The 18,967-nt window shown below is 65.1% G+C and carries 14 protein-coding genes and 4 pseudogenes; 12 read left to right on the top strand and 6 right to left on the bottom strand.

Annotated features, from left to right (window positions below; genetic code table 11):
• Positions 1–27 precede the first annotated feature (27 nt).
• Positions 28–774 carry an acetoacetyl-CoA reductase gene (gene phbB / locus EKK97_RS02665; RefSeq protein ID WP_159548759.1) on the top strand — a complete coding sequence of 249 codons (747 nt, stop codon included), beginning with the start codon at positions 28–30 and terminating at the stop codon, positions 772–774.
• 59 nt (positions 775–833) lie between these two features.
• Here the strand turns inward: phbB and EKK97_RS02670 are convergent, their stop codons facing one another.
• The gene (locus EKK97_RS02670; protein WP_159548762.1) at positions 834–3,617 is read right to left on the bottom strand and encodes a DUF349 domain-containing protein; all 2,784 of its coding nucleotides are present in this window, start codon (positions 3,615–3,617) and stop codon (positions 834–836) included.
• Positions 3,618–3,873: 256 nt separating this feature from the next.
• Between EKK97_RS02670 and minC the strand changes: the two are divergent.
• The 4 genes and pseudogenes from minC (at position 3,874) to sbcB (ending at position 7,322) form a co-directional block, all read left to right on the top strand.
• Positions 3,874–4,610: pseudogene (minC, locus tag EKK97_RS02675) on the top strand (septum site-determining protein MinC).
• Between the two features lie 55 nt (positions 4,611–4,665).
• Positions 4,666–5,484, top strand: a complete 819-nt coding sequence (gene minD, locus EKK97_RS02680) for a septum site-determining protein MinD (protein ID WP_159548768.1) — start codon at positions 4,666–4,668, stop codon at positions 5,482–5,484.
• Positions 5,481–5,732, top strand: a complete 252-nt coding sequence (gene minE, locus EKK97_RS02685) for a cell division topological specificity factor MinE (RefSeq protein ID WP_159548771.1) — start codon at positions 5,481–5,483, stop codon at positions 5,730–5,732. Before minD ends, minE begins: the two co-directional genes overlap by 4 nt.
• Before the next feature lie 99 nt (positions 5,733–5,831).
• Positions 5,832–7,322, top strand: a complete 1,491-nt coding sequence (gene sbcB, locus EKK97_RS02690) for an exodeoxyribonuclease I (RefSeq protein ID WP_159548773.1) — start codon at positions 5,832–5,834, stop codon at positions 7,320–7,322.
• 102 nt (positions 7,323–7,424) lie between these two features.
• Here sbcB and EKK97_RS26030 read toward each other — a convergent pair whose 3' ends face one another.
• The 3 genes from EKK97_RS26030 to EKK97_RS02700 are packed head-to-tail and all read right to left on the bottom strand — an operon-like array spanning position 7,425 to position 10,989.
• The gene (locus tag EKK97_RS26030) at positions 7,425–8,942 is read right to left on the bottom strand and encodes an insulinase family protein (protein WP_422673147.1); all 1,518 of its coding nucleotides are present in this window, start codon (positions 8,940–8,942) and stop codon (positions 7,425–7,427) included.
• Positions 8,918–10,306 (bottom strand): insulinase family protein, encoded by a 1,389-nt coding sequence (locus EKK97_RS26035; RefSeq protein WP_422673148.1) that lies wholly within the window; start codon positions 10,304–10,306, stop codon positions 8,918–8,920. Before EKK97_RS26035 ends, EKK97_RS26030 begins: the two co-directional genes overlap by 25 nt.
• The gene (locus tag EKK97_RS02700) at positions 10,306–10,989 is read right to left on the bottom strand and encodes an SOS response-associated peptidase (RefSeq protein ID WP_159548776.1); all 684 of its coding nucleotides are present in this window, start codon (positions 10,987–10,989) and stop codon (positions 10,306–10,308) included. The genes EKK97_RS26035 and EKK97_RS02700 overlap by 1 nt, the downstream gene beginning before the upstream one ends.
• 160 nt (positions 10,990–11,149) lie before the next feature.
• Between EKK97_RS02700 and EKK97_RS02705 the strand changes: the two genes are divergently transcribed.
• Both EKK97_RS02705 and EKK97_RS02710 read left to right on the top strand, forming a co-directional pair.
• Positions 11,150–11,767, top strand: a complete 618-nt coding sequence (locus EKK97_RS02705) for a TetR/AcrR family transcriptional regulator (protein ID WP_159548779.1) — start codon at positions 11,150–11,152, stop codon at positions 11,765–11,767.
• A 53-nt stretch (positions 11,768–11,820) separates the two neighbouring features.
• Positions 11,821–12,480, top strand: coding sequence for a 1-acyl-sn-glycerol-3-phosphate acyltransferase (locus EKK97_RS02710; protein WP_234286551.1), 660 nt, complete (start codon positions 11,821–11,823; stop codon positions 12,478–12,480).
• Here the strand turns inward: EKK97_RS02710 and EKK97_RS02715 are convergent, their stop codons facing one another.
• Together EKK97_RS02715 and EKK97_RS02720 are read right to left on the bottom strand one after the other, a co-directional pair.
• On the bottom strand, positions 12,481–13,767 hold the full coding sequence (locus tag EKK97_RS02715) for an HlyC/CorC family transporter (protein WP_159548785.1): 1,287 nt from the start codon (positions 13,765–13,767) through the stop codon (positions 12,481–12,483).
• Between the two features lie 75 nt (positions 13,768–13,842).
• On the bottom strand, positions 13,843–14,643 hold the full coding sequence (locus tag EKK97_RS02720) for a cytochrome C assembly family protein (protein WP_159548788.1): 801 nt from the start codon (positions 14,641–14,643) through the stop codon (positions 13,843–13,845).
• 268 nt (positions 14,644–14,911) lie between these two features.
• Between EKK97_RS02720 and ffh the strand changes: the two are divergent.
• From ffh to rplS, 5 genes and pseudogenes are all read left to right on the top strand, one after another.
• Positions 14,912–16,365 (top strand): annotated as a pseudogene (ffh, locus tag EKK97_RS02725) (signal recognition particle protein).
• 290 nt (positions 16,366–16,655) lie between these two features.
• Positions 16,656–16,904, top strand: a complete 249-nt coding sequence (rpsP, locus tag EKK97_RS02730; protein ID WP_010630215.1) for a 30S ribosomal protein S16 — start codon at positions 16,656–16,658, stop codon at positions 16,902–16,904.
• A 22-nt stretch (positions 16,905–16,926) separates the two neighbouring features.
• Positions 16,927–17,483: pseudogene (rimM, locus tag EKK97_RS02735) on the top strand (ribosome maturation factor RimM).
• A 38-nt stretch (positions 17,484–17,521) separates the two neighbouring features.
• Positions 17,522–18,309, top strand: a pseudogene (trmD, locus tag EKK97_RS02740) (tRNA (guanosine(37)-N1)-methyltransferase TrmD).
• A 145-nt stretch (positions 18,310–18,454) separates the two neighbouring features.
• Entirely contained in the window at positions 18,455–18,811 is a 357-nt protein-coding gene (gene rplS / locus EKK97_RS02745) for a 50S ribosomal protein L19 (protein WP_111412830.1), read from the top strand.
• The last annotated feature ends 156 nt before the right edge of the window (positions 18,812–18,967 follow it).

The following is an 18,967-nucleotide window of genomic DNA, read 5'->3' on the forward strand; positions in this document are numbered from 1 at the left end:
CAAGTGTCATGATCAGGGAGGTGGACTATGACCCAAACAGCATCCGTTGCATGGGTAACCGGAGGAACCGGAGGGATCGGCTCGGCGATCTGTCGTGCGCTCGCCGCTGCGGGTTACCATGTAGTAGCGGGTTACCATAACCCGGAAAAGGCCAAAACCTGGCTCGAGACTCAGAAGGCCGACGGATTCGACAATATCTCCCTGTCAGGTATCGACCTGACCGACTATCAGGCATGCGAAGCCGGTGTGAAGGAGATCGAAGCGGCTCACGGGCCGATCGGCGTACTGGTCAACTGTGCCGGGATCACCCGCGACGGTACGATGAAGAAGATGACTCCCGAGCAGTGGCACGAAGTCATCGACACCAACCTCAACACGGTTTTCAACACCTGCCGCAGCGTCATCGAGAGCATGCTCGAGCAGAAGTATGGGCGCATCATCAACATCTCCTCGATCAACGGACGCAAGGGCCAGTTCGGTCAGGTCAACTATTCGGCCGCCAAGGCCGGCATGCACGGCCTGACCATGGCGTTGGCCCAGGAGACCGCTACCAAGGGCATCACCGTCAATACCGTATCGCCTGGCTATATTGCCACCGACATGATCATGAAGATTCCCGAGAACGTGCGCGAGGCGATCCGTGAGACCATTCCGGTCAAGCGCTATGGCACGCCGGAAGAGATCGCTCGGCTGGTGGTATTCCTGGCCGACAAGGAGTCCGGCTTCATCACCGGGGCCAATGTCGATATCAACGGCGGGCAGTTCATGGGTTGATCATCGCATCACCTGATCGGCGGGAGGCGCATGCCTCCCGCTTCTCGTTTGGGGCGACATCAGGGTGGTGGCAGGCGGGTCAGGCGCGTGAGAAGCGCATCGAACTCGCCGACTTCCTGTTGCCACTGCTCGGGTGAAACCGGTCCCGTAGCCAGCAGGTTGCGCAGTACGATGCGAACCTCTTCGGCACGACTTAGCTCGCGGCCAAGGCCCTCGTTGAGCCGTTCGACCTGGATGGCAAGCCGCAGGGGCTCATCGTGCTGGCTGACTCGGCCCATGGCAAGCAGCGACAGGTGCACGCGCAGGCGGGCCAATCGCTCCCTGACTTCCTCGGGCGCGGGCGGGTTCTGTCGCGCGGCGTTGCGCTGTTCATGGGCACCGCGCATGTCCTCGGGCAGGTCGAGTTCGCGGTCGAGGGTAACTTCCTCGCAGGCGTTCTCCTCGAGGCATCTGGCATCCGCCGCCAGGTGAGAGTCGAGCAGCGGACGACAAGCCTGCCAGCGTTGCACCTCCTCTACTACTGCCAAGCGTGCCAGCCGTTCGCGACGGGTACGCACGATGCCGCTCCAGCGACGCCGCATGCCCTCCGTGCGCCGTCCCGAGGGCAGTGGCTCGAGGGCTGCCGCCTGGTCGATGGCCTGCTCCAGCACCTGGGCGTCGGTGTGGTGAGCCGGTTGCCAGGCGTCCAGTCGGTCGATCAGAGCCTGCATCTCCTCGAGGCGCTGGCGTGCCCGCTGGGCACGGTCATCGCGCTGAGCCTCGCGCATGGCGAAGATTTGGTCGCAGACAGCACGGAACTCGCGCCACAGGGTCTGCTCTTCTCCACGCGGGGCGCGCCCCAGCTCGCGCCAGCGCTGTTGCAGGGTCTTGGCGTGCTCTGCCCGCGCATCGGGAGGCAGCGCCTTTTCGAGCAGGGCCTGGGCCTCGTCGATGAGCTGGCGCTTGGCGTCGGCGACTTCCTGGGCACGTTGGTCGATGAGGCTCTGCAGGGCGGAGAGAATGCGCCCGAAGCGTCGCCCGATGGCCTGGGCTTGGTCGCGTGGCACCGGAGAGTGGTGACGCCACTCTTCGCGCGCCTGATCGCGAATCCGTCGCAGCGCATCCGGATCGGCCTCGCTGGAGGGGGCTTCGAGCAGTGCATCGAGCTGGTCGCAGAGGGCGGTACGTGCCTCGAGGTTGCGGGTGCGCTCGCTGGCTTGACGTTCGCGCCAAGGGGCCAGCCGTTCATGGATGCGGTCAGAGGCACTGCGAAAGCGTTCGGAGAGTTCACGGCTGGCGGCGGCGTCGCCGAGCCCCTTCCAATCGCGTACGAACTGGCGATGACGCCGATCGAGCTCGGTATCGGTGATACCGATATCGCTGGCGAGTTCCTCGATGGCCTGGCACAGCTGCTCGCGCTTGGGGCCGGCGACGAAACCGCGCCAGTCGCGTAGCTCCGCCAGCCGAGCGCCAAGGCGCTTGAGTGTGGCCTGATGGGGGCGCAGGCTGGCCGCCGGTAGTGAGTCGGACCGGTGCTTGAGACTCTGGTGGAGCCGGCTGGCGCCCTTGAAGGCGCCGCGATCGAGCAACGTCTCCAACTGGGCGAGATCCTCGGCGAAACGTTCGAGACGGACCTCGATGTCTTCTTCCCGCGCCTGACCTTGCCCTACCTGGATTTGCCAGGCGCGGGCAAGGAGCGGCGTCGGTGGCAGCGTGTCGGGCCAGCGGCAGGCAGCGACAGCGGCCTGCAATCGCCCGAGCTCCTTCTCCTTCAGCGCCTGCCTGATTTCGTCGGTATGCGTCTCGAGGCGCTCCCAGGCGTCCAGAACACGATCATAATCCGCCAGCACGGCGTCGTAGCGTTCGCGCAGCGCCTGGTCGGTCACGTGGAGATCGGAGAGTGCCTGCCAGCGGTTGGCCAACAGCACTTTCTGCGAACGCAGACTGGCAATGTCCTGCCCGGTCAGCCGGTCGCCGCGAGGCAGGCTGGCGAGGCTCTCTTCCAATGCCACGAGCAGCGCCTCACGGGCTTCGGCTGCCTGTTCGCGGCGTCGGTCCGTCTCGGCAATGGCATGTTCCCGAGCCTCATGGTCGGAAATGGCCTTGCGGCAGTGCAGGCAGGCATCCTGGTAGCGGCGCTCCTGATCCTCCTCGGGCAGATCCGCGAGCGCGTCCCACTCACGCACCAAATGGCGGAATCGGCCGGCATAGAGCGGCTCCCAGGGGGCCCTGGCATGGGTCTCCAGCTTTACCAACAGCTCTTCGCGCTGTGCTCGTGCCGCGGCCAGGGAGGCCGCGTCGTTGCGCAGACGGCTCAGACGCTCGCGCGCCTGGCGCATGACCTGGCGGTCGCGGCGTGCCTGCTGGACCAGACGCTGCAGGCCGGCTTCGCTGGTCACCCGAACCGCTGCGGCATGTCGCACGGCGGCGATGCCGTTGTCGCAGGCTTGCGCGATGAGGTCTTCTTCCTCTTTCAGGCGCGCTACGGCTGCCAGGCGCAGCTGCTGGTTGTCGCCCTCCAGTGCCACGCGGGTCAACAGCTCTCTATCGTCGAGCCCCTCGACGGTGCGCAGGCGTTGGGCCAGGTCTAGGCCGCCGCTCTGGCCGGAGAGCAGGACGACCAGACGCTGGAGAACCTCGACCTGCTCGGGGTGACGACCGTGCAACGTGAGCAACATCTCGACTGCATCGATTCGCTCCAGAGCTGCCTGGCGAACGCCGACATCCGAATCGAGGCACAGTGCTTCCAGGGCTTGGCGCTGTTCGGGGTGCGCGGGGTCAAGCCGGCTGGCGGCCAGGCGTCGAACCTGGGCATCGGGGTGCTGCCAGCGCGGGGCAAGAAAGCGGCGGAGGAATCCGAGCATGAGACATCCTGAAGTAAGAGGCGCAAATCAGCGCTGCTGCGCAAGTCGCATTGTTGTGTCGAGTCGGCGTCTTTCGTCTAAGGTATGTTATCTAAGCACGCGCTGCGATTGTGGAAAAGCCTGTCGGAACAGGAGCGTGTAGGCGAGTGGCGACAATGGCAGCCGAGGCTTGGCTGGCCGTATCATCAGTTGCAGGGGGATGGGAGTCGCTTAGCTTTAGTCCCACGACCCGACAACACCCGAGTGGAGTCCGGCAATGAGCCTCAAAGTGGACAGGGCAGACATGGCATTCACCTTCAAGGGGGCATGCTGCCCATGACGGTCATGGAATTGGCGAGCGCCGATCCGGAGCAGATCCGTGAACAGCTCTCGGGCAAGCTTAGCCAATCTCCCGCCTTCTTTCAGCATACCCCCGTGGTTCTCAGCGTCGAGAAGCTCGACGAGCCTCATCTGGCCCTGGAGCGGATCTGTGCCGTATGTCGCACCCATAAGCTGCTGCCGGTGGCGGTGCGCGGTGGCGCCGATCCAGTGAAGCAGTCGGCTTGGGCGTTGGGCCTGGGCTGGTTTCCGCCCACCGACGGGGCGCGTACCCGCTCGCTCGAAGAGGTTCCGCCCGTTGAGGTGCCAGCGGCCAGCACACCTGAGGCGGCAGCCTCGGCGGCGAGTGGCGGACGCATCTATCGGGGCACGGTACGCTCAGGACAGCAAGTGAGCGCTCCCGACGGCGACCTGGTGGTCATCGGGGCGGTCAATGCCGGGGCGGAGGTACTGGCGGCGGGTAGCATCCACGTATATGGCGCGCTGCGCGGGCGTGCTCTGGCCGGGATCCATGGCGATACCGACGCCGGCATCTTCTGCCGCGAACTGCGCGCTGAGCTGCTCTCGGTAGCGGGCAATTACAAGCGTCTCGAGGACATCGATCCGCATCTGTTGGGCTCCTCGGTCCAGGTCGCCCTGCGCGATGCCCAGCTGGGGATTACCACCCTGGACTAGACAACCGTTTACACTCTACTTCGTCTTTTTTCGTCTATCCAAAGGAACGTGCAACTTGGCCAAGATCATCGTAGTGACCTCAGGCAAGGGTGGGGTCGGCAAGACGACCAGTGCAGCGGCCATCGCCACCGGGCTGGCGCTGCGAGGCAACAAGACCGTAGTCATCGACTTTGACGTGGGGCTGCGCAACCTGGATCTGATCATGGGCTGCGAGCGCCGCGTGGTGTACGACCTAGTCAATGTGATCCAGGGCGAGGCCGGTCTCAACCAGGCGTTGATTCGCGACAAGCGGGTCGACAACCTGCACATCCTGCCGGCCTCGCAGACCCGTGACAAGGATGCCCTCACGTCCGAGGGCGTCGAGAAGATCCTCGACACACTGGGCAAGGATTTTGATTACATCCTCTGCGACTCGCCCGCCGGCATCGAGCGTGGCGCGCAGTTGGCCATGTACTACGCCGACGAGGCGATCGTGGTGACCAATCCCGAGGTCTCCTCCGTTCGCGACTCTGATCGCATCCTGGGGCTGCTTGCCTCGAAGACGCGACGTGCCGAGCGTGGCGAGGACCCTGTCAAGGAGCATCTGCTGATCACCCGCTACAATGCGTCGCGTGTCGATCACGGCGATATGCTCAACCTCGAGGATATTCGCGAGATACTGGCCATCGATCTGATCGGTCTCATTCCCGAATCCGAAGCGGTGCTGCGTGCTTCCAACCAGGGCGTGCCCGTGACCCATGACGACGATAGCGATGCGGGGCAGGCCTACATGGATACCGTTTCGCGTCTGCTCGGAGAGGAAGTGCCGCTGCGCTTCCACGAACTCCAGAAAAAGAGCCTGCTGAGCCGTATGTTCGGAGGAGGTCGCCGGTGAAGTTGCTGGAATTCCTGAAGCGTGAACGCAAGAAGTCCGCCTCGGTGGCCAAGGAGCGGCTACAGATCATCGTGGCGCACCAGCGGAGCCAGCGTGGCCAGCCCGACTACATGCCGATGCTGGAGAAGGAGCTGCTGGAGGTGATCCGGCGCTACGTCCAGGTGGATGACGATGCCATTAACATCAGCCTGGACAGCGAGGACAACTGCTCGGTGCTGGAGCTGAACGTGACCCTGCCGCGCACCTAGAAATAGGCACGATCGCTTGCGGCGCTTCCTCGGCTGAGCCATCCGCGAGGCTGTGTTAGTCTGTGCCTTTTCGCGACGCAGCCAGGAGATACCGTGCCCATGGCGAAGCCAGATGCCGCCCCGATGACTTTCCTGTGGCACGACTATGAAACCTTCGGCGCCGATCCCCGTCGTGATCGGCCCTCGCAGTTCGCCGCGATTCGCACCGACAGCGACTTCAACGAGATCGGCGAGCCGGTCGAACTCTTCTGCAAGCCGGCGGACGACTACCTGCCGCATCCCCAGGCGTGCCTGATCACCGGGATCACGCCGCAGCAGGCGCGCCGCCGTGGGCTGCCCGAGGCCGAGTTCGCCGGGCGCATCCACGCTCTCATGAGCGAGCCCGGGACCTGCGCGCTGGGCTACAACTCGCTGCGCTTCGACGACGAAGTGAGCCGTTGCCTGTTCTACCGCAATCTTCTCGATCCCTATTCGCGAGAGTGGCAGAACGGCAATTCGCGCTGGGACCTGATCGATGCGGTGCGCGCCTTTCACGCCCTGCGTCCCGCCGGCATCGAATGGCCGAAGCGCGAGGACGGTTCGCCCAGCTTTCGCCTCGAGGACCTGACTGCCGCCAATGGTATCGCCCATGAGGGTGCCCACGACGCGGTGGCCGACGTGCGCGCCACCATCGCGCTGGCGCGGCTGCTCAGGCAGCGCAATGCGCGTCTCTTCGACCACCTGTTGCAACTGCGCAACAAGCGTGAGGTGGCCAAGTACCTCGATATCCCGGGGCGCAAGCCGGTGCTCCACGTGTCGCGCCGATACCCGGCTAGCCGGGCCTGCAGCGCACTGGTGATGCCGCTGGCCGAGCATCCCACCAACCCCAACGGGGTGATCGTCTACGATCTTTCCGTGGACCCCGGTGCCCTACTCGAGCTGGACGCCGAGCAGATTCGCCAGCGTGTCTTCGTCAGCAGCGACGACCTGGCCGAAGGCGAGACGCGCATTCCGCTCAAGGTCATCCACGTCAATCGCAGCCCGGTGGTGCTGCCGGCCGCTGCGCTCAAGGACGTGGAAGGACCGCGCAAGGGCGAATATGGTGAGATCGTCGAGCGCCTGGGGCTTGACCTGGCGGCGTGTCGCGCCAATTGGAAGCGTCTCGCGACCAGTCCCGAGGTGGCGCGAAAGGTGAGCGAGGTGTTCGCCCAAGCGCCGCCCGACGGTCCGCACGATCCTGACCTGATGCTCTACAGCGGCGGCTTCTTCTCGCCGGCCGACCGCCAGCAGATGCTGCGAGTGCGCGAGGCGGCACCGTGGGACCTGGTGGATGCCAGGTTTGCTTTCCAAGATCCTCGCCTGGAGGAGATGCTGTTCCGCTACCGGGCACGCAGCTACCCCGACACGCTGAGCAGCGAGGAGCAGGCGCGCTGGGAAGCCTACCGCTGGGAGCGCATGAACGATGCGGCCGTGGCCGGTTTCACGTTGAAGGATTTTGCCCGCGAGATCGAGCGGCTCAATCAGGTCGCCTTGAGCGACCGCGACCGTCTGATCCTCGAGGAGCTCGTCATGCATGTGGAAGCGATGATGCCGGCCCAGGCCTTCGGCTGAGGAAGGCATCGCCCGGTTATACCTGCAGCGCTTCCGCTTCCGGACTGACGTGACAGCGCCCGGTCATTGGCCGGGCGCTGTGCTTGAGTGGCTCGCCGCAGCCTAGTCGTCGGCTTCGGGCAACGGCTCCAGGTGTCGGGCCAGGGCGGTGACGTCGCTGGGCTCGTCGCCAGGATCGTAGGCTACCGTGGCGATGGCCGTCTCGAGCAGCCCCGGCCAGGTCTGGCGCAGGTCGTCGGCGGTTACCGCCAGCACACGCTGGGCCAGGCGCTCGCGGCGGTCGAACCCGGTATCGCCGAATGACAGCGCACGCCACAGCCGGTTGGTGAGTCCCGAGAGACTGGTGTCCCGCTGCAGCAGGCTGTCGTGCACGGCTTGGCGGTAGGGGGCCAGGTCGGCATCGTCCATCGCTGCCAGGCGTTGGCCGAAGTCAGCCAGGAAGGCGTCGATGTGCGCCTGGATCTCGCCGCTGGTGGCATCGGGCGACTGCACCAGCAGGCTCAGGCCCGGCGCGTCGAGCAGGGGAGAGTAGCCGGCGCTGACCACGTAACCCAACTGCTCCTCGGTGCGCAGGCGCTGATAGAAGGGCGTGTCGATCACCTGTCCCAGCACCGCGAGGCGTGCCTGGGTCTCGAGCGATCGGTCGTTGCCCTGCAGGTAGCGCAACACCAGCGACTCCTCGCGGGTGGTCAAGGGGTGCAGGGTGGGCAGCTCGTCGTCGGCGCGCAGCGGGGTCAGATCGGGAATGGCCTCACGCGACAACGTGGGAGCGAGCATCTCTGCTACGAGCCTGCCTTCGCGCCGGGCCAGCTCGGCATCGAGGTTGCCGACTGCCAGTGCCTGCAGGCGTAGTTCGCCGAGGAAGCGTTCGCGGAAATCACGCAAATCAACCACCGTCAGCTCGCGACTGGCGTCCAGCAGGCTCTGAGTTGACCAATGGGGGCGCATCAGGGCTTCGGCCAGGGTGCGGTGCCCCTGGCGGAACAGCGCCGCCTGAGGGGCGTTGCGCCATTCGCGTTGCAGCCGATAGCGTACGCGCTCGAAGCTCGCTTCATCGATGTCGCCCTCGAGAAGCTGCTCGAGAGTACGTCGCATGACCCGGTCCTGGCGGTCTCGCCAGCCCGAGAAGGCCAGCGTGATGCCGCGGGCGTGGGCATAGGCCTCGGCATCGTGCCCGGCCAGGCGGGCCGCATAGAATTCCTCGTTGAGGCTGTCTTCGAGCCATCCGGCCAACAGGTTGGCCAGCACGGCATGGCGCGGATCGCTGCTGGCGTCGGGGTTCTGAAGGCTGAAGCGCCACTCTACCTTGGGTGTGTTGAAGCTGGCATCCGCCATGTGCCACAGCTCGAAGCCGGGCGCTTCCAGCAACTGCGATGGGCGCTCGTGCTGCTCCTCGAGCAGGGCTACGTCCTCGGCGATGAAGGGGTTGGGAGCCGGCAGGGCAAGCCCCGCCAGTGGCTGGGTGTCGCTAGCCGGAGGCGAGGTTTCGCGCCAGGGAGTGTCGAACCAGGGCGAGGTGCGTTCGCCTTCCACCTCGGGGCCGCTGTAGACGCGTAGCAGCATCTCGGGGCGTAGCGCATCAAGATAGATTTCGGTCAGCTCGGGTTCGAAGCCATCCATGCGATAGGGGCGTATTGCACGTCCTCCATCGGGAAGCGGGCCAGGTTCATGGCCAGGCGCATGGCGCTCTGCAGCGTCGAGCCGTGCTGCTGGAAGCGGAACTCCTGCTCGGCAAGTCGAGCTTGCTCCTCGTAGCGCCACGCCTCCAGGCCCTGCTCGCGAATCTGCTCGATGGCGTCGAACAGCGTGGCCTCTATCTCGTCGATACGCTCGGCGCCGGCCGGCGTCAGGCTGACGCTGATCGTGAACAGTGCATGTCGCTCATCGCCGCGTCCCACGCCGGCGGCGAGTCCGTCGGCAAGCCCGGCCTCGCGCAGTACCGCGAACAGGCTGCCTTCGCCCTCGTGTCCCAGCAGGTGGGCAAGCAGGTCGGCGGGCTTGTGTCGATAGTGTTGGATGGGGTCGGGCACCGGAAACATGAAACTCACCTGGCGGCTGTCGCGCATCGATTGCAGCTCCACATAGCGCGGCAGACTGTCTTCCAGCACCAGCGGTTGCTCGATGACGGGGCGCTCCAGGCCGCGGTCGGCGATACCGGCGAAGCGTTCGGTCACCATCTCCTCCAACTCGTCCAGCGATTGCGGTGCTACCAGGGACAGGTGCATCACGTTGGCGTCGTAGTAGCGTTCGTAGAACTCGATCACGCGCTCGCGCAGCGAGGGCTCGTTCACGGGGCGGTCTGCCAGCGTCTCGCGACTGCCCACCGAGAAGCCGGTGGTGGGGTTGTCGGGATTGAGCACCTGATTGAGCACGTCGTTCTCGCGCCGGCCGTCGTCGCGTATCCGTGCCATGTATTCCGAGTGCACGATGTTGCGCTCGCTTTCCAGCTGATCGGGGTTGAACAGCGGGGAGAGGAAAAACTGGCTGAAGCGATCCAGGGCGCCCGGCAGTGCCTCGGGCTCCACATCGAAGAAATAGTTGGTGTCCTGAGGCGCAGTGAAGGCGTTATGGCTACCGCCGTGGCGGCGCAGATAGCCCTGGTAGGCGTTGGCCTCGGGGAACGGCTCGGTACCGAGGAACAGCATGTGCTCAAGGAAATGTGCCAGCCCGGCCAGATCCTCGGGGTCCTGGGCGCTGCCCACGCCGACGTTCATCGAGGCTGCTGCCTGGTCGGCTTCGGGGTCGCTGACCAGTAGCGCAGTGAGGCCATTGTCGAGCCGCAGCACACGATAATCGCGGCTGTCGTGTGGGCTGACGCGCGGGTGCACGACTTCCTCGACCGCCTCTTCGGTGGAGCTGTCGGCATCATTCGGCAGCTGTGCCAGGGCGAGAGCCGGCAACAGGAAGCCGAGCAGCAGGCTCGCCAGCCAGGGCAGCGGGTGCCGACCGGGCAGACAGTGCAAGGGCAGGCGGGGCTTGGACATCATTTCTCCTGTTCGTTCCAGCGCAACATGGGGCCCGTAGGGTGGGCGCAGGCGGGATCCTGATTGGCGGGGTCGTTCACCCTTCTTGATACCGGAAAGGCGCCCAACAGTTCCCGTGGGGCGGGATGCAGCAGTGCCTGGGCGGTCTCATGGGGAGTTTCCGGGTCGAGCCAGCGCATGGCATCGGCGGCGTCGATCAGCGCCGGCAGCCTGTCGCTGAGCGGGGCCAGGAAACCGTTGGTCGGCACCGTGACCAGCGCCATCGAGTCGGCGTACTCAGTTAGGTCGGTGTGGTAGCGACACCAGATCCCCGCCAGCAGCATGGGGCCGCGATCGACACGAGTCACTAAAAATGGTTGCTTGAAGCGCGGTTGCGACTTCCACACATAGACGCCTCCAACCGGTACCAGACTGCGGCGACCGTTGAAGGCGTCGCGAAACATTGGGCGGGCATCGAGGGATTCGGCCCTGGCGCAGTGAGGCGCATGGTCGAGCACCTTCAGCCAGGAAGGTGTCAGTCCCCAGAACACACGGGTCAAGCAGGCCGCGCCCGCCTCCAGCTTGACATGCGAAACCGGGCGCCTGGGGGCAAGGTTGGTTGCGGTCAGCAGAGGGGCCTCATGACGCAGCTCGGGCAACAGTCGAGCCATATCGAGTGAAGGAATGTACAGGCGGCCGGCCATGAAGTCTCCGGGTGGCGAAGTGGCGTCAGGGTAGCCAAGTCGAAGAAAACTGAAAAGGGTTGACGCACAGTGGTCGAAAACAGTGTTCGATGTGCGCTATTCTAAGCTACCGGGCGAAGCATCGCCGCCCCGAGATGTGCAACCTCCTGCGAGGATCCCGATGGCTCGTCCCCGACAGCATGCGCCCGAAGCGCTCCATGCCCAAGTCATGGCCGCATGCGATGACTGGCTTCAGGGCAACCCCGTCCATGCGCTCTCGCTGCGTTCATTGGCGCGCGAGGTAGGCTGTGCGCCGAGTACGCTGCTCAAGCTCTATGGCAGTTTCGGCAATCTGCTCCAGCATGTGAATATCGAGACCTTGGCACGCTTGCGCATGGTCATCGAGCCATTGACCGAAGGCACCTTGCCCGAGCGTCAGCTTCGCGCCCTGGCGCTGGCCTATTGGCAGTTTGCCCAGCGCGAGCCGTTCCGCTGGCAGCTGCTGTTCGATTACCCGCTGGCCCAGGAGGGTGAGCTCGATCAGCGCCAGTCGGACATGATCGAGGCACTGTTCCTGCGCGTCGAGACGAGTCTCAAGGAGTACCAGCCGGCGCTTGGCGACCTCGAGGCCAGACGTCTCGGCCGCACCCTGTGGGGCAGCGTGCACGGTCTGGTGCAACTGGGGCTCAACGAGCGTCTAGGTTATTGGCAGGGTCAGCAACTCGAAGTGCCCGAGCTGCTCGAACAACTGCTTTCCACCATTCTTGCCGGCCTCAGGCACAGGCCCGATATCGCGTGACGTTAGTTCTCTACGGATTGCTCGGCTCCCTTTTCCTGGCGGGGAGTTGGCGCGTGGCTCGAAAGCCGCGCCCGTTGATTCGTTTTCTCATCTTTCTGCTGGTGCACTGCTGCTATCGGCTGCGGCTGCGCGGTCGTCACCATATTCCGGCCAAGGGGCCTGCAGTGGTGGTGTGCAATCATGTCAGCTTCATGGATGCCCTGGTCATGGGGGGCGCCAGTCCGCGCCCGCTGCGCTTTCTGATGGACCGGCCGATCTACGAGTCGCCTTGGCTCAACTGGCTGTTTCGCCTGGTGGGTGCGATCCCCGTGGAGTCCGACAGGCGCGACCCCGGCAGCGTACGGCGTGCCCTGGAGGAGGTCAGCCGAGCACTGCGCAGCGGTGAGGTGGTGATGCTTTTTCCCGAAGGAAGACTGACCCCGGATGGCGAGGTGCATACCTTTCGCCGTGGGCTCGAGACGATCCTGGCACGGGATCCGGTACCGGTGATCCCTGCCGGCCTGGCCGGGCTGTGGGGGTCGTGGACCTCGCACCGAGGAGGGCGAGCCCTGACCAAGCGGCCGCGTCGCTTCCGCGCCCGGGTCGCTCTCTACTTCGGCGAGCCGATTCCTCCAAGGCTGGCGCGGCGCGATCGCCTCGAGATGCGGGTGAGGGCGCTCAAGGCCGAAGCCGACGGCTGGGCCTGTCGGCACGACATTGCGGCGCCACGCTGATCACGCCTGACGCTGGCGCCCGGCTCGACCGGCCTGCCAGCAGCGGGCTGAGGTGATCAGGTTGTCGCGGACTTCGAGAATTTCCATGCGAACGTTGCCGATCTGCAAACACGCGGGGCCGTCGGGGAAGGCTTCCAGATGCTCCAGGATCAAGCCGTTGAGGGTCTTGGGGCCGTCGGTGGGAAGTTTCCAGCCCAGTGCCCGATTGATGTCGCGGATGTTGGCGGTGCCGTCGATCACATGGCTGCCGTCATCCTGGCGATGAATCTCCTGGTCCTGACCCGCCACGTCGGTGGTGAATTCACCGACGATCTCCTCGAGGATGTCCTCCAGTGTGACCAGCCCCTCTACGTCGCCATACTCGTCCACCACGATGCCGATGCGCCGCTTCTGCTTCTGGAAGTTGAGCAGTTGGGTGTGCAGCGGTGTCGATTCGGGGATGAAGTAGGGCTCACGCGCCTCCTGCACGATGGAGGCCTTAGTGACTTCGTCGCGCGACAGGAAGCGTGCCGCATTGCGCAGATGCAGCATGCCGATGATGTTGTTGATGTCGCCCTTGAACACCGGCAGGCGGGTGTGCTGGCTGGTGCGGATCTGGGTCAGGATGGCATCTAGCTCGTCATCGAGGTCGATTCCTACCACCTCGTGGCGCGGCACCATGATGTCGTTGACCGTGACGTTCTCCAGATCGAGGATCGACAGCAGCATGGCCTGGTGACGATGGGGGATCAGCGTGCCTGCCTCATGCACTACGGTGCGCAGTTCGTCGCGCGTCAGGCTGTCCGCGCCGCCTTCGATGCTCTTGATTCCGATCAGTCGGAGCAGGCCGTTGGAGAGCGCGTTGACCAGCCACACCAGCGGATAGAGCAGCTTGAGCAGCGGCTCCAGCACCAGTGATGAGGGGTAGGCGATGCGCTCGGGCTTGATCGCCGCGTAGGTCTTGGGGCTGACCTCGGCGAAGATGAGGATCACGATGGTCAGGATCAGCGGGGCGACCGCGGGGCCGGTGACTTCGCCGAAGAAATGGATGGCGAGCACGGTGGCGATGGCGGCCGCCAGGTTGTTGACCAGGTTGTTGCCGATCAGAATCACGCCGATCAGGCGATCCGGGCGTGCCAGCAGCCGCAGGACCCGGCGAGCCCGGCTATCGCCGCTGCTGGCCTCGTGGTTCAGCCGGTAGCGGTTGATCGACATCATGCCGGTCTCGGAGCTCGAGAAGAATGCAGAAAGGCAGATGAGCAGAAAAAGCAGGCCGAACAGCAATCCCAAAGGGAAGTCGTCGCTCAAGGTCGTTGGATCCTCGCTGGCATGTCAGCCCCGTTTGTAGGTATTCGGTTCGGCAGTGTCAAGGCGACTTCTGGTTCAGGTACGGTTGAGAATGATCTCGAGTACGAACTTGCTGCCGAAATAAGCCAGTAGCAGCACGGCGCAGCCGCCCAGCGTCCAGCGCACGGCGCGCATGCCGCGCCAGCCCAGCCTGTGATGGCTAATCAGCAGGATGGCGAAGATTACCCAGGCGGCCAGTGACAGAATGGTCTTGTGGGCCAGATGCTGGGCGAACATGCTCTCGACGAAGATGAAGCCGCTGACGACCGACAGGGTAAGTAGCGCCATGCCGGCCCAGATCAGCTCGAACAGTACCCGCTCCATGGTGGTCAGCGGCGGCAGCACCTGTACCATGCCGCGGGTATGGTGGTGGCGCAGGGCCTGGTTCTGCAGGCCGAGCAGCACCGCCTGGCAGGCGGCGATGAACAAGACGCCGAAGGCCAGCGCCGAACTCATGGCGTGCAGGGCGATGCCCGGCGTCATGCCGCCGGTGCGCTCTGGGCTCGGCAGGCCTACTGCCAGCAGCAGGGCGAGGCCCGACACGGGAAAAAGCGCCACGGCCACGCTCAGTACCGGCTTGGCCAGGCTGACGACGAGCAGCAGGATTACCATGACGGCGGTCAGCACCACGGCGCTGGTCGAGAGACCGGGCATCAGGCCGGGGCTCTGGTCGATCAGCTTGATGGCGACGGGAAGATGGAACAGCAACCCCATCAGGCCTAGCACGCGGACCAGGGCGGGACGCTGCGGCACGCGGCGAAGCAGCGTGAGCCCCTGCCATGAGGCAGCGCCCAGGTAGAGGATAAAGGCCATGATGGCTAGAGGAAGCGCCTGCATCTGTTGTCGTCCGTCCCTGCGCCGTGGCCGGCGCCAGTGCATCTCGGGTGGATAGAGTCTGCCGAGGCCACTATACCCAATCCTCGCTGCGCCGCACAGCCGTGGCGGCGGTCGCATGCATGGAGACTGCTCGCCACAGGGCGTATAATGGCGCCCAGATCCTTCAACCGCTTTATCCAGGCTGTTTCCTCGCCTCGCGATGAGTGTGGCGCTTCGTCGCGGCCTTGCTCGATGCGGTAACCCGACAGCCTGTCAGCCGGAGTGGCTTATGTTCCAGAACCTCAGCGAGCGGCTCTCCCAGACGCTCAAGTCCATCAAGGGCCAGGCGCGCCTGACCGAGGACAACATCAAGGACACGCTGCGCGAAGTGCGCCGCGCGCTGCTCGAGGCCGACGTCGCCCTGCCGGTGGTCAAGGACTTCATCGAGCGGGTGCGCGAGCGCGCCGTGGGGCAGGAGGTATCGAAGAGCCTCTCGCCCGGCCAGCAGTTCGTCAAGATCGTCCAGCAGGAACTCGAGGCGACCATGGGCGAGGCCAACGAGGGCCTCTCGCTCAAGGGCTCGCCCGCGGTAGTGCTGATGGCCGGCCTGCAGGGCGCGGGCAAGACCACCTCCGTGGCCAAGTTGGCGCGTTACTTGAAGGAGCGTGAGAAGAAGAAAGTGCTGGTGGTTTCCGCCGATATCTATCGTCCGGCGGCCATCGACCAGCTCGAGACGCTGGCCGGTGAAGTGGGCGTCGACTTCTTCCCTCGCAAAGCGACCAGAAGCCGGTGGCCATCGCCGAGGCGGCGATCAGGCACGCCAAGATCCAGTTCCACGACGTGGTACTCGTCGATACCGCCGGTCGCCTGGCCATCGATGAGGCCATGATGGCCGAGATCGCCGAGCTGCACCGGGCCTGCCAGCCGCAGGAAACCCTGTTCGTGGTCGATGCCATGACCGGCCAGGACGCCGCTAATACGGCCAAGGCGTTCCACGAGGCGCTGCCGCTGACCGGGGTGATCCTGACCAAGGCCGACGGCGACGCCCGCGGCGGTGCCGCGCTGTCGGTGCGTCACATCACCGGCAAGCCGATCAAGTTCATGGGGGTGGGCGAGAAAGTCGACGCCCTGGAACCTTTCCACCCGGACCGGGTGGCCTCGCGCATCCTCGGCATGGGCGACGTGTTGTCGCTGATCGAGGAGGCCGAGCGCACCGTCGACAAGAAGAAGGCCGAGCAGCTGGCCAAGAAGGTCAAGAAGGGCGAGGGCTTCGATCTCGAGGATTTCCGCGACCAGCTCCAGCAGCTCAAGAAGATGGGCGGCATGGGCGGCCTGCTCGGCAAGCTGCCGGGCATGGGTCAGATGGCCGAGCTGGCCCAGGGGCCGGGGCCGGAGAAGGAACTGGGCAAGCTCGAGGCGCTGATCAACTCGATGACGCCCCAGGAGCGACGTAAGCCCGAGATCATCAACGGTTCGCGCAAGCGCCGCATCGCCGCCGGTGCCGGCCTGCAGGTGCCCGACCTCAACCGTCTGCTCAAGCAGCACAAGCAGATGCAGAAGATGATGAAGAAGGCGGGCAAGAAGGGTGGCATGCAGAAGATGATGCGCGGCATGTCCGGTATGATGGGCGGCGGCGGTCCGGGCGGTCCGGGCGGTCCGGGCGGTCCGGGCGGTCCGGGCGGTCCGGGCGGTCCCGGTGGGATGGGTGGCATGGGCGGCCCTGGCGGCTTCCCCTGGCGATAACCATGGAATGGCTGCGCAGAGGAGAGGGCGCGCTGCGTTGCGTAGGAGAGGAGCTGTGTTGGCGAGGCTCGAGAAAAGGGTTTCAAAGCGGGGCTGATTTCCGTAGAATGCTGCGTCTTCATGGCAGGACCGTGGCTCTGCCCGGCTGCACGCTTGTAAAGAAAGTGACCGAATGACGCGAAAGCGGGTCCATGGACCCGCTTTCCTGGCAGATGCCGAGAACCCCGGCCGTTCGCCGGGTCCGGCGCATCGGTATTAAACGTAACCTCAACCGAAGGATAGTCAACGCCATGGTTACCATTCGTCTGGCACGTGGTGGCGCCAAGAAGCGTCCCTTCTACCACCTGACCGTGACCGATTCACGCAACTCCCGCGACGGCCGTTTCATCGAGCGTCTGGGCTTCTTCAACCCGATCGCTCGCGGTCAGGAAGAGCGTCTGCGCGTCGATCTGGACCGCGTTGCTCACTGGCAGGACCAGGGTGCACAGATGTCCGACCGCGTGGCCGAGCTGGTCAAGGAAGCCCGCAAGCAGGCCTGAGCCTGTGCAGTTCGGTGACGTCATGAGCGAGCAGGCCGCACGCAGCGAACGCGACGACCATGTGGTGCTGGGCAAGTTGACCAGCCCCTACGGTGTCAAGGGCTGGCTCAAGGTTTACTCCCATACCGGCCCGATGGACGGCATCCTCGAGTATTCCGAGTGGGTGCTGCGCCAAGGTGGCATCCTGAGTCGCCATCGTCTGCTGCAGGGGCGGCGTCACGGCAAGGGCCTGGTGGCCCTGCTGGAAGGCGTCGATTCGCGCGAGGCCGCCGAGCGCGTGGCCGGTGCCGAGATCCTGCTGCCCAAGACGGAGCTGCCCCAGCTCGAAGGCGACGAATATTACTGGCACCAGCTCGAAGGGCTCACGGTCGTGACTCGCGAGGGCACGGTGCTGGGGCGTGTCGCTTATCTGTTCGAAACCGGCGCCAACGACGTGCTAGTGGTCAAGGGCGACCCGCAGGGGGAGCCGCCGGCTATCGATGATCGTGAGCGTCTGCTGCCTTTCCTGCCGACGAGGTGATCGTCGAGGTGGATCTGGCGGGCGGCACCATGACCGTCGACTGGGACCCGGACTTTTGAGCCTCGAGACAGAGGCCGGGGCGAGCGCAGCACCGGACATGTGGGTCGGCGTCGTGTCGCTGTTTCCCGAGATGTTCGAGGCCATCGCCCGGCACGGCGTCACCGGGAGGGCGGTCAGCCAGGGGCGAATTGCGCTGGAGTTCTGGAACCCGCGCGATTACGCCACCGACAGGCATCGCACCGTGGACGACCGGCCCTATGGTGGCGGCCCCGGCATGCTGATGAAGGTCGACACACTGCGCGCCGCCATCCACGCCGCTCGCGAGCGGGCAAGCGAGGCTACCGGCCAGCAGCCCAGGGTCATCTACCTGTCGCCCCAGGGGCGCAGGCTCGATCAGCAGGGCGTGCGCGAACTGGCTTCCGGTCCCCCAATAGTGGTGGTGGCCGGGCGCTACGAAGGCATCGATGAGCGTATCGTGGAGAGCGACATCGATGAAGAGTGGTCGATCGGCGACTATGTGCTCAGCGGCGGTGAGCTGCCGGCCATGGTACTGATCGACGCCGCGGCAAGACTGGTTCCCGGCGTGCTGGGGCATCAGGACTCCGCGGTCGAGGACTCCTTCAACGAGGGCTGCTGGACTGCCCGCACTATACGCGCCCCGAAGAGATCGACGGGCGGCGGGTGCCGGAGGTACTGCTCAGCGGCCATCACGGCGAGATCCGACGTTGGCGGCTCAAGCAGTCGCTGGGGCGGACTTGGCTGAGGCGCCCCGACCTGCTGGAAGGCAGGATGTTGAGCGCCGAGCAGCAGAAGCTGCTCGAGGAGTTCATCGAAGAATACGCCCTGTCAGGTGACAGGGCGGAGGTGCAGGACGCGAGACGCTGAGGCTATGCCCCTTTGGGGCTCCCCATGCTGCGGACCTGCGTCACCCATCATCTCCCGCGCTCTCGAGCCAGACTCGGGCGCCGGGATCACGCGCCGCCGTTGACCTTGTGAGGAGCGGCGGTGCCGAATACGAGGAGACATTGTCATGAGCAGCAAGAACAAGGTGATCCAGGCGCTCGAAGCCGAGCAGATGAGCAAGCAGGTGCCGGAATTCGCCCCGGGCGACACCGTCGTTGTGCAGGTCAAGGTCAAGGAAGGCAACCGCGAGCGTCTCCAGGCTTTCGAAGGCGTGGTGATCGGCAAGCGTAACCGCGGTCTGAACTCCGCTTTCACCGTGCGCAAGATTTCCCACGGCGTTGGCGTCGAGCGTACCTTCCAGACCTACAGCCCGCTGGTTGACTCCATCGAAGTCAAGCGTCGCGGCGACGTGCGCCAGGCCAAGCTGTACTACCTGCGCGAGCGCAGTGGTAAGTCGGCTCGTATCAAGGAAAAGCTGTCGTAACGAAAGCGTGCGCGGGTCGTGTCCGAGTCCGGCCCGCTCGTGGTTTCGTTGTGCCGCAAGCCCCGCCACCGCTCACGCGGGGCGGGGCTTCGTCGTTTCAGGCCGTGCCTGCGCATGGGGCTCAGGCCCGTGCATGGGTGCCGGCTCTGCGTATGG

Origin of the sequence: Billgrantia tianxiuensis (assembly GCF_009834345.1) — a bacterium.
GTDB classification, from domain to species: Bacteria; Pseudomonadota; Gammaproteobacteria; order Pseudomonadales; family Halomonadaceae; genus Halomonas; species Halomonas tianxiuensis.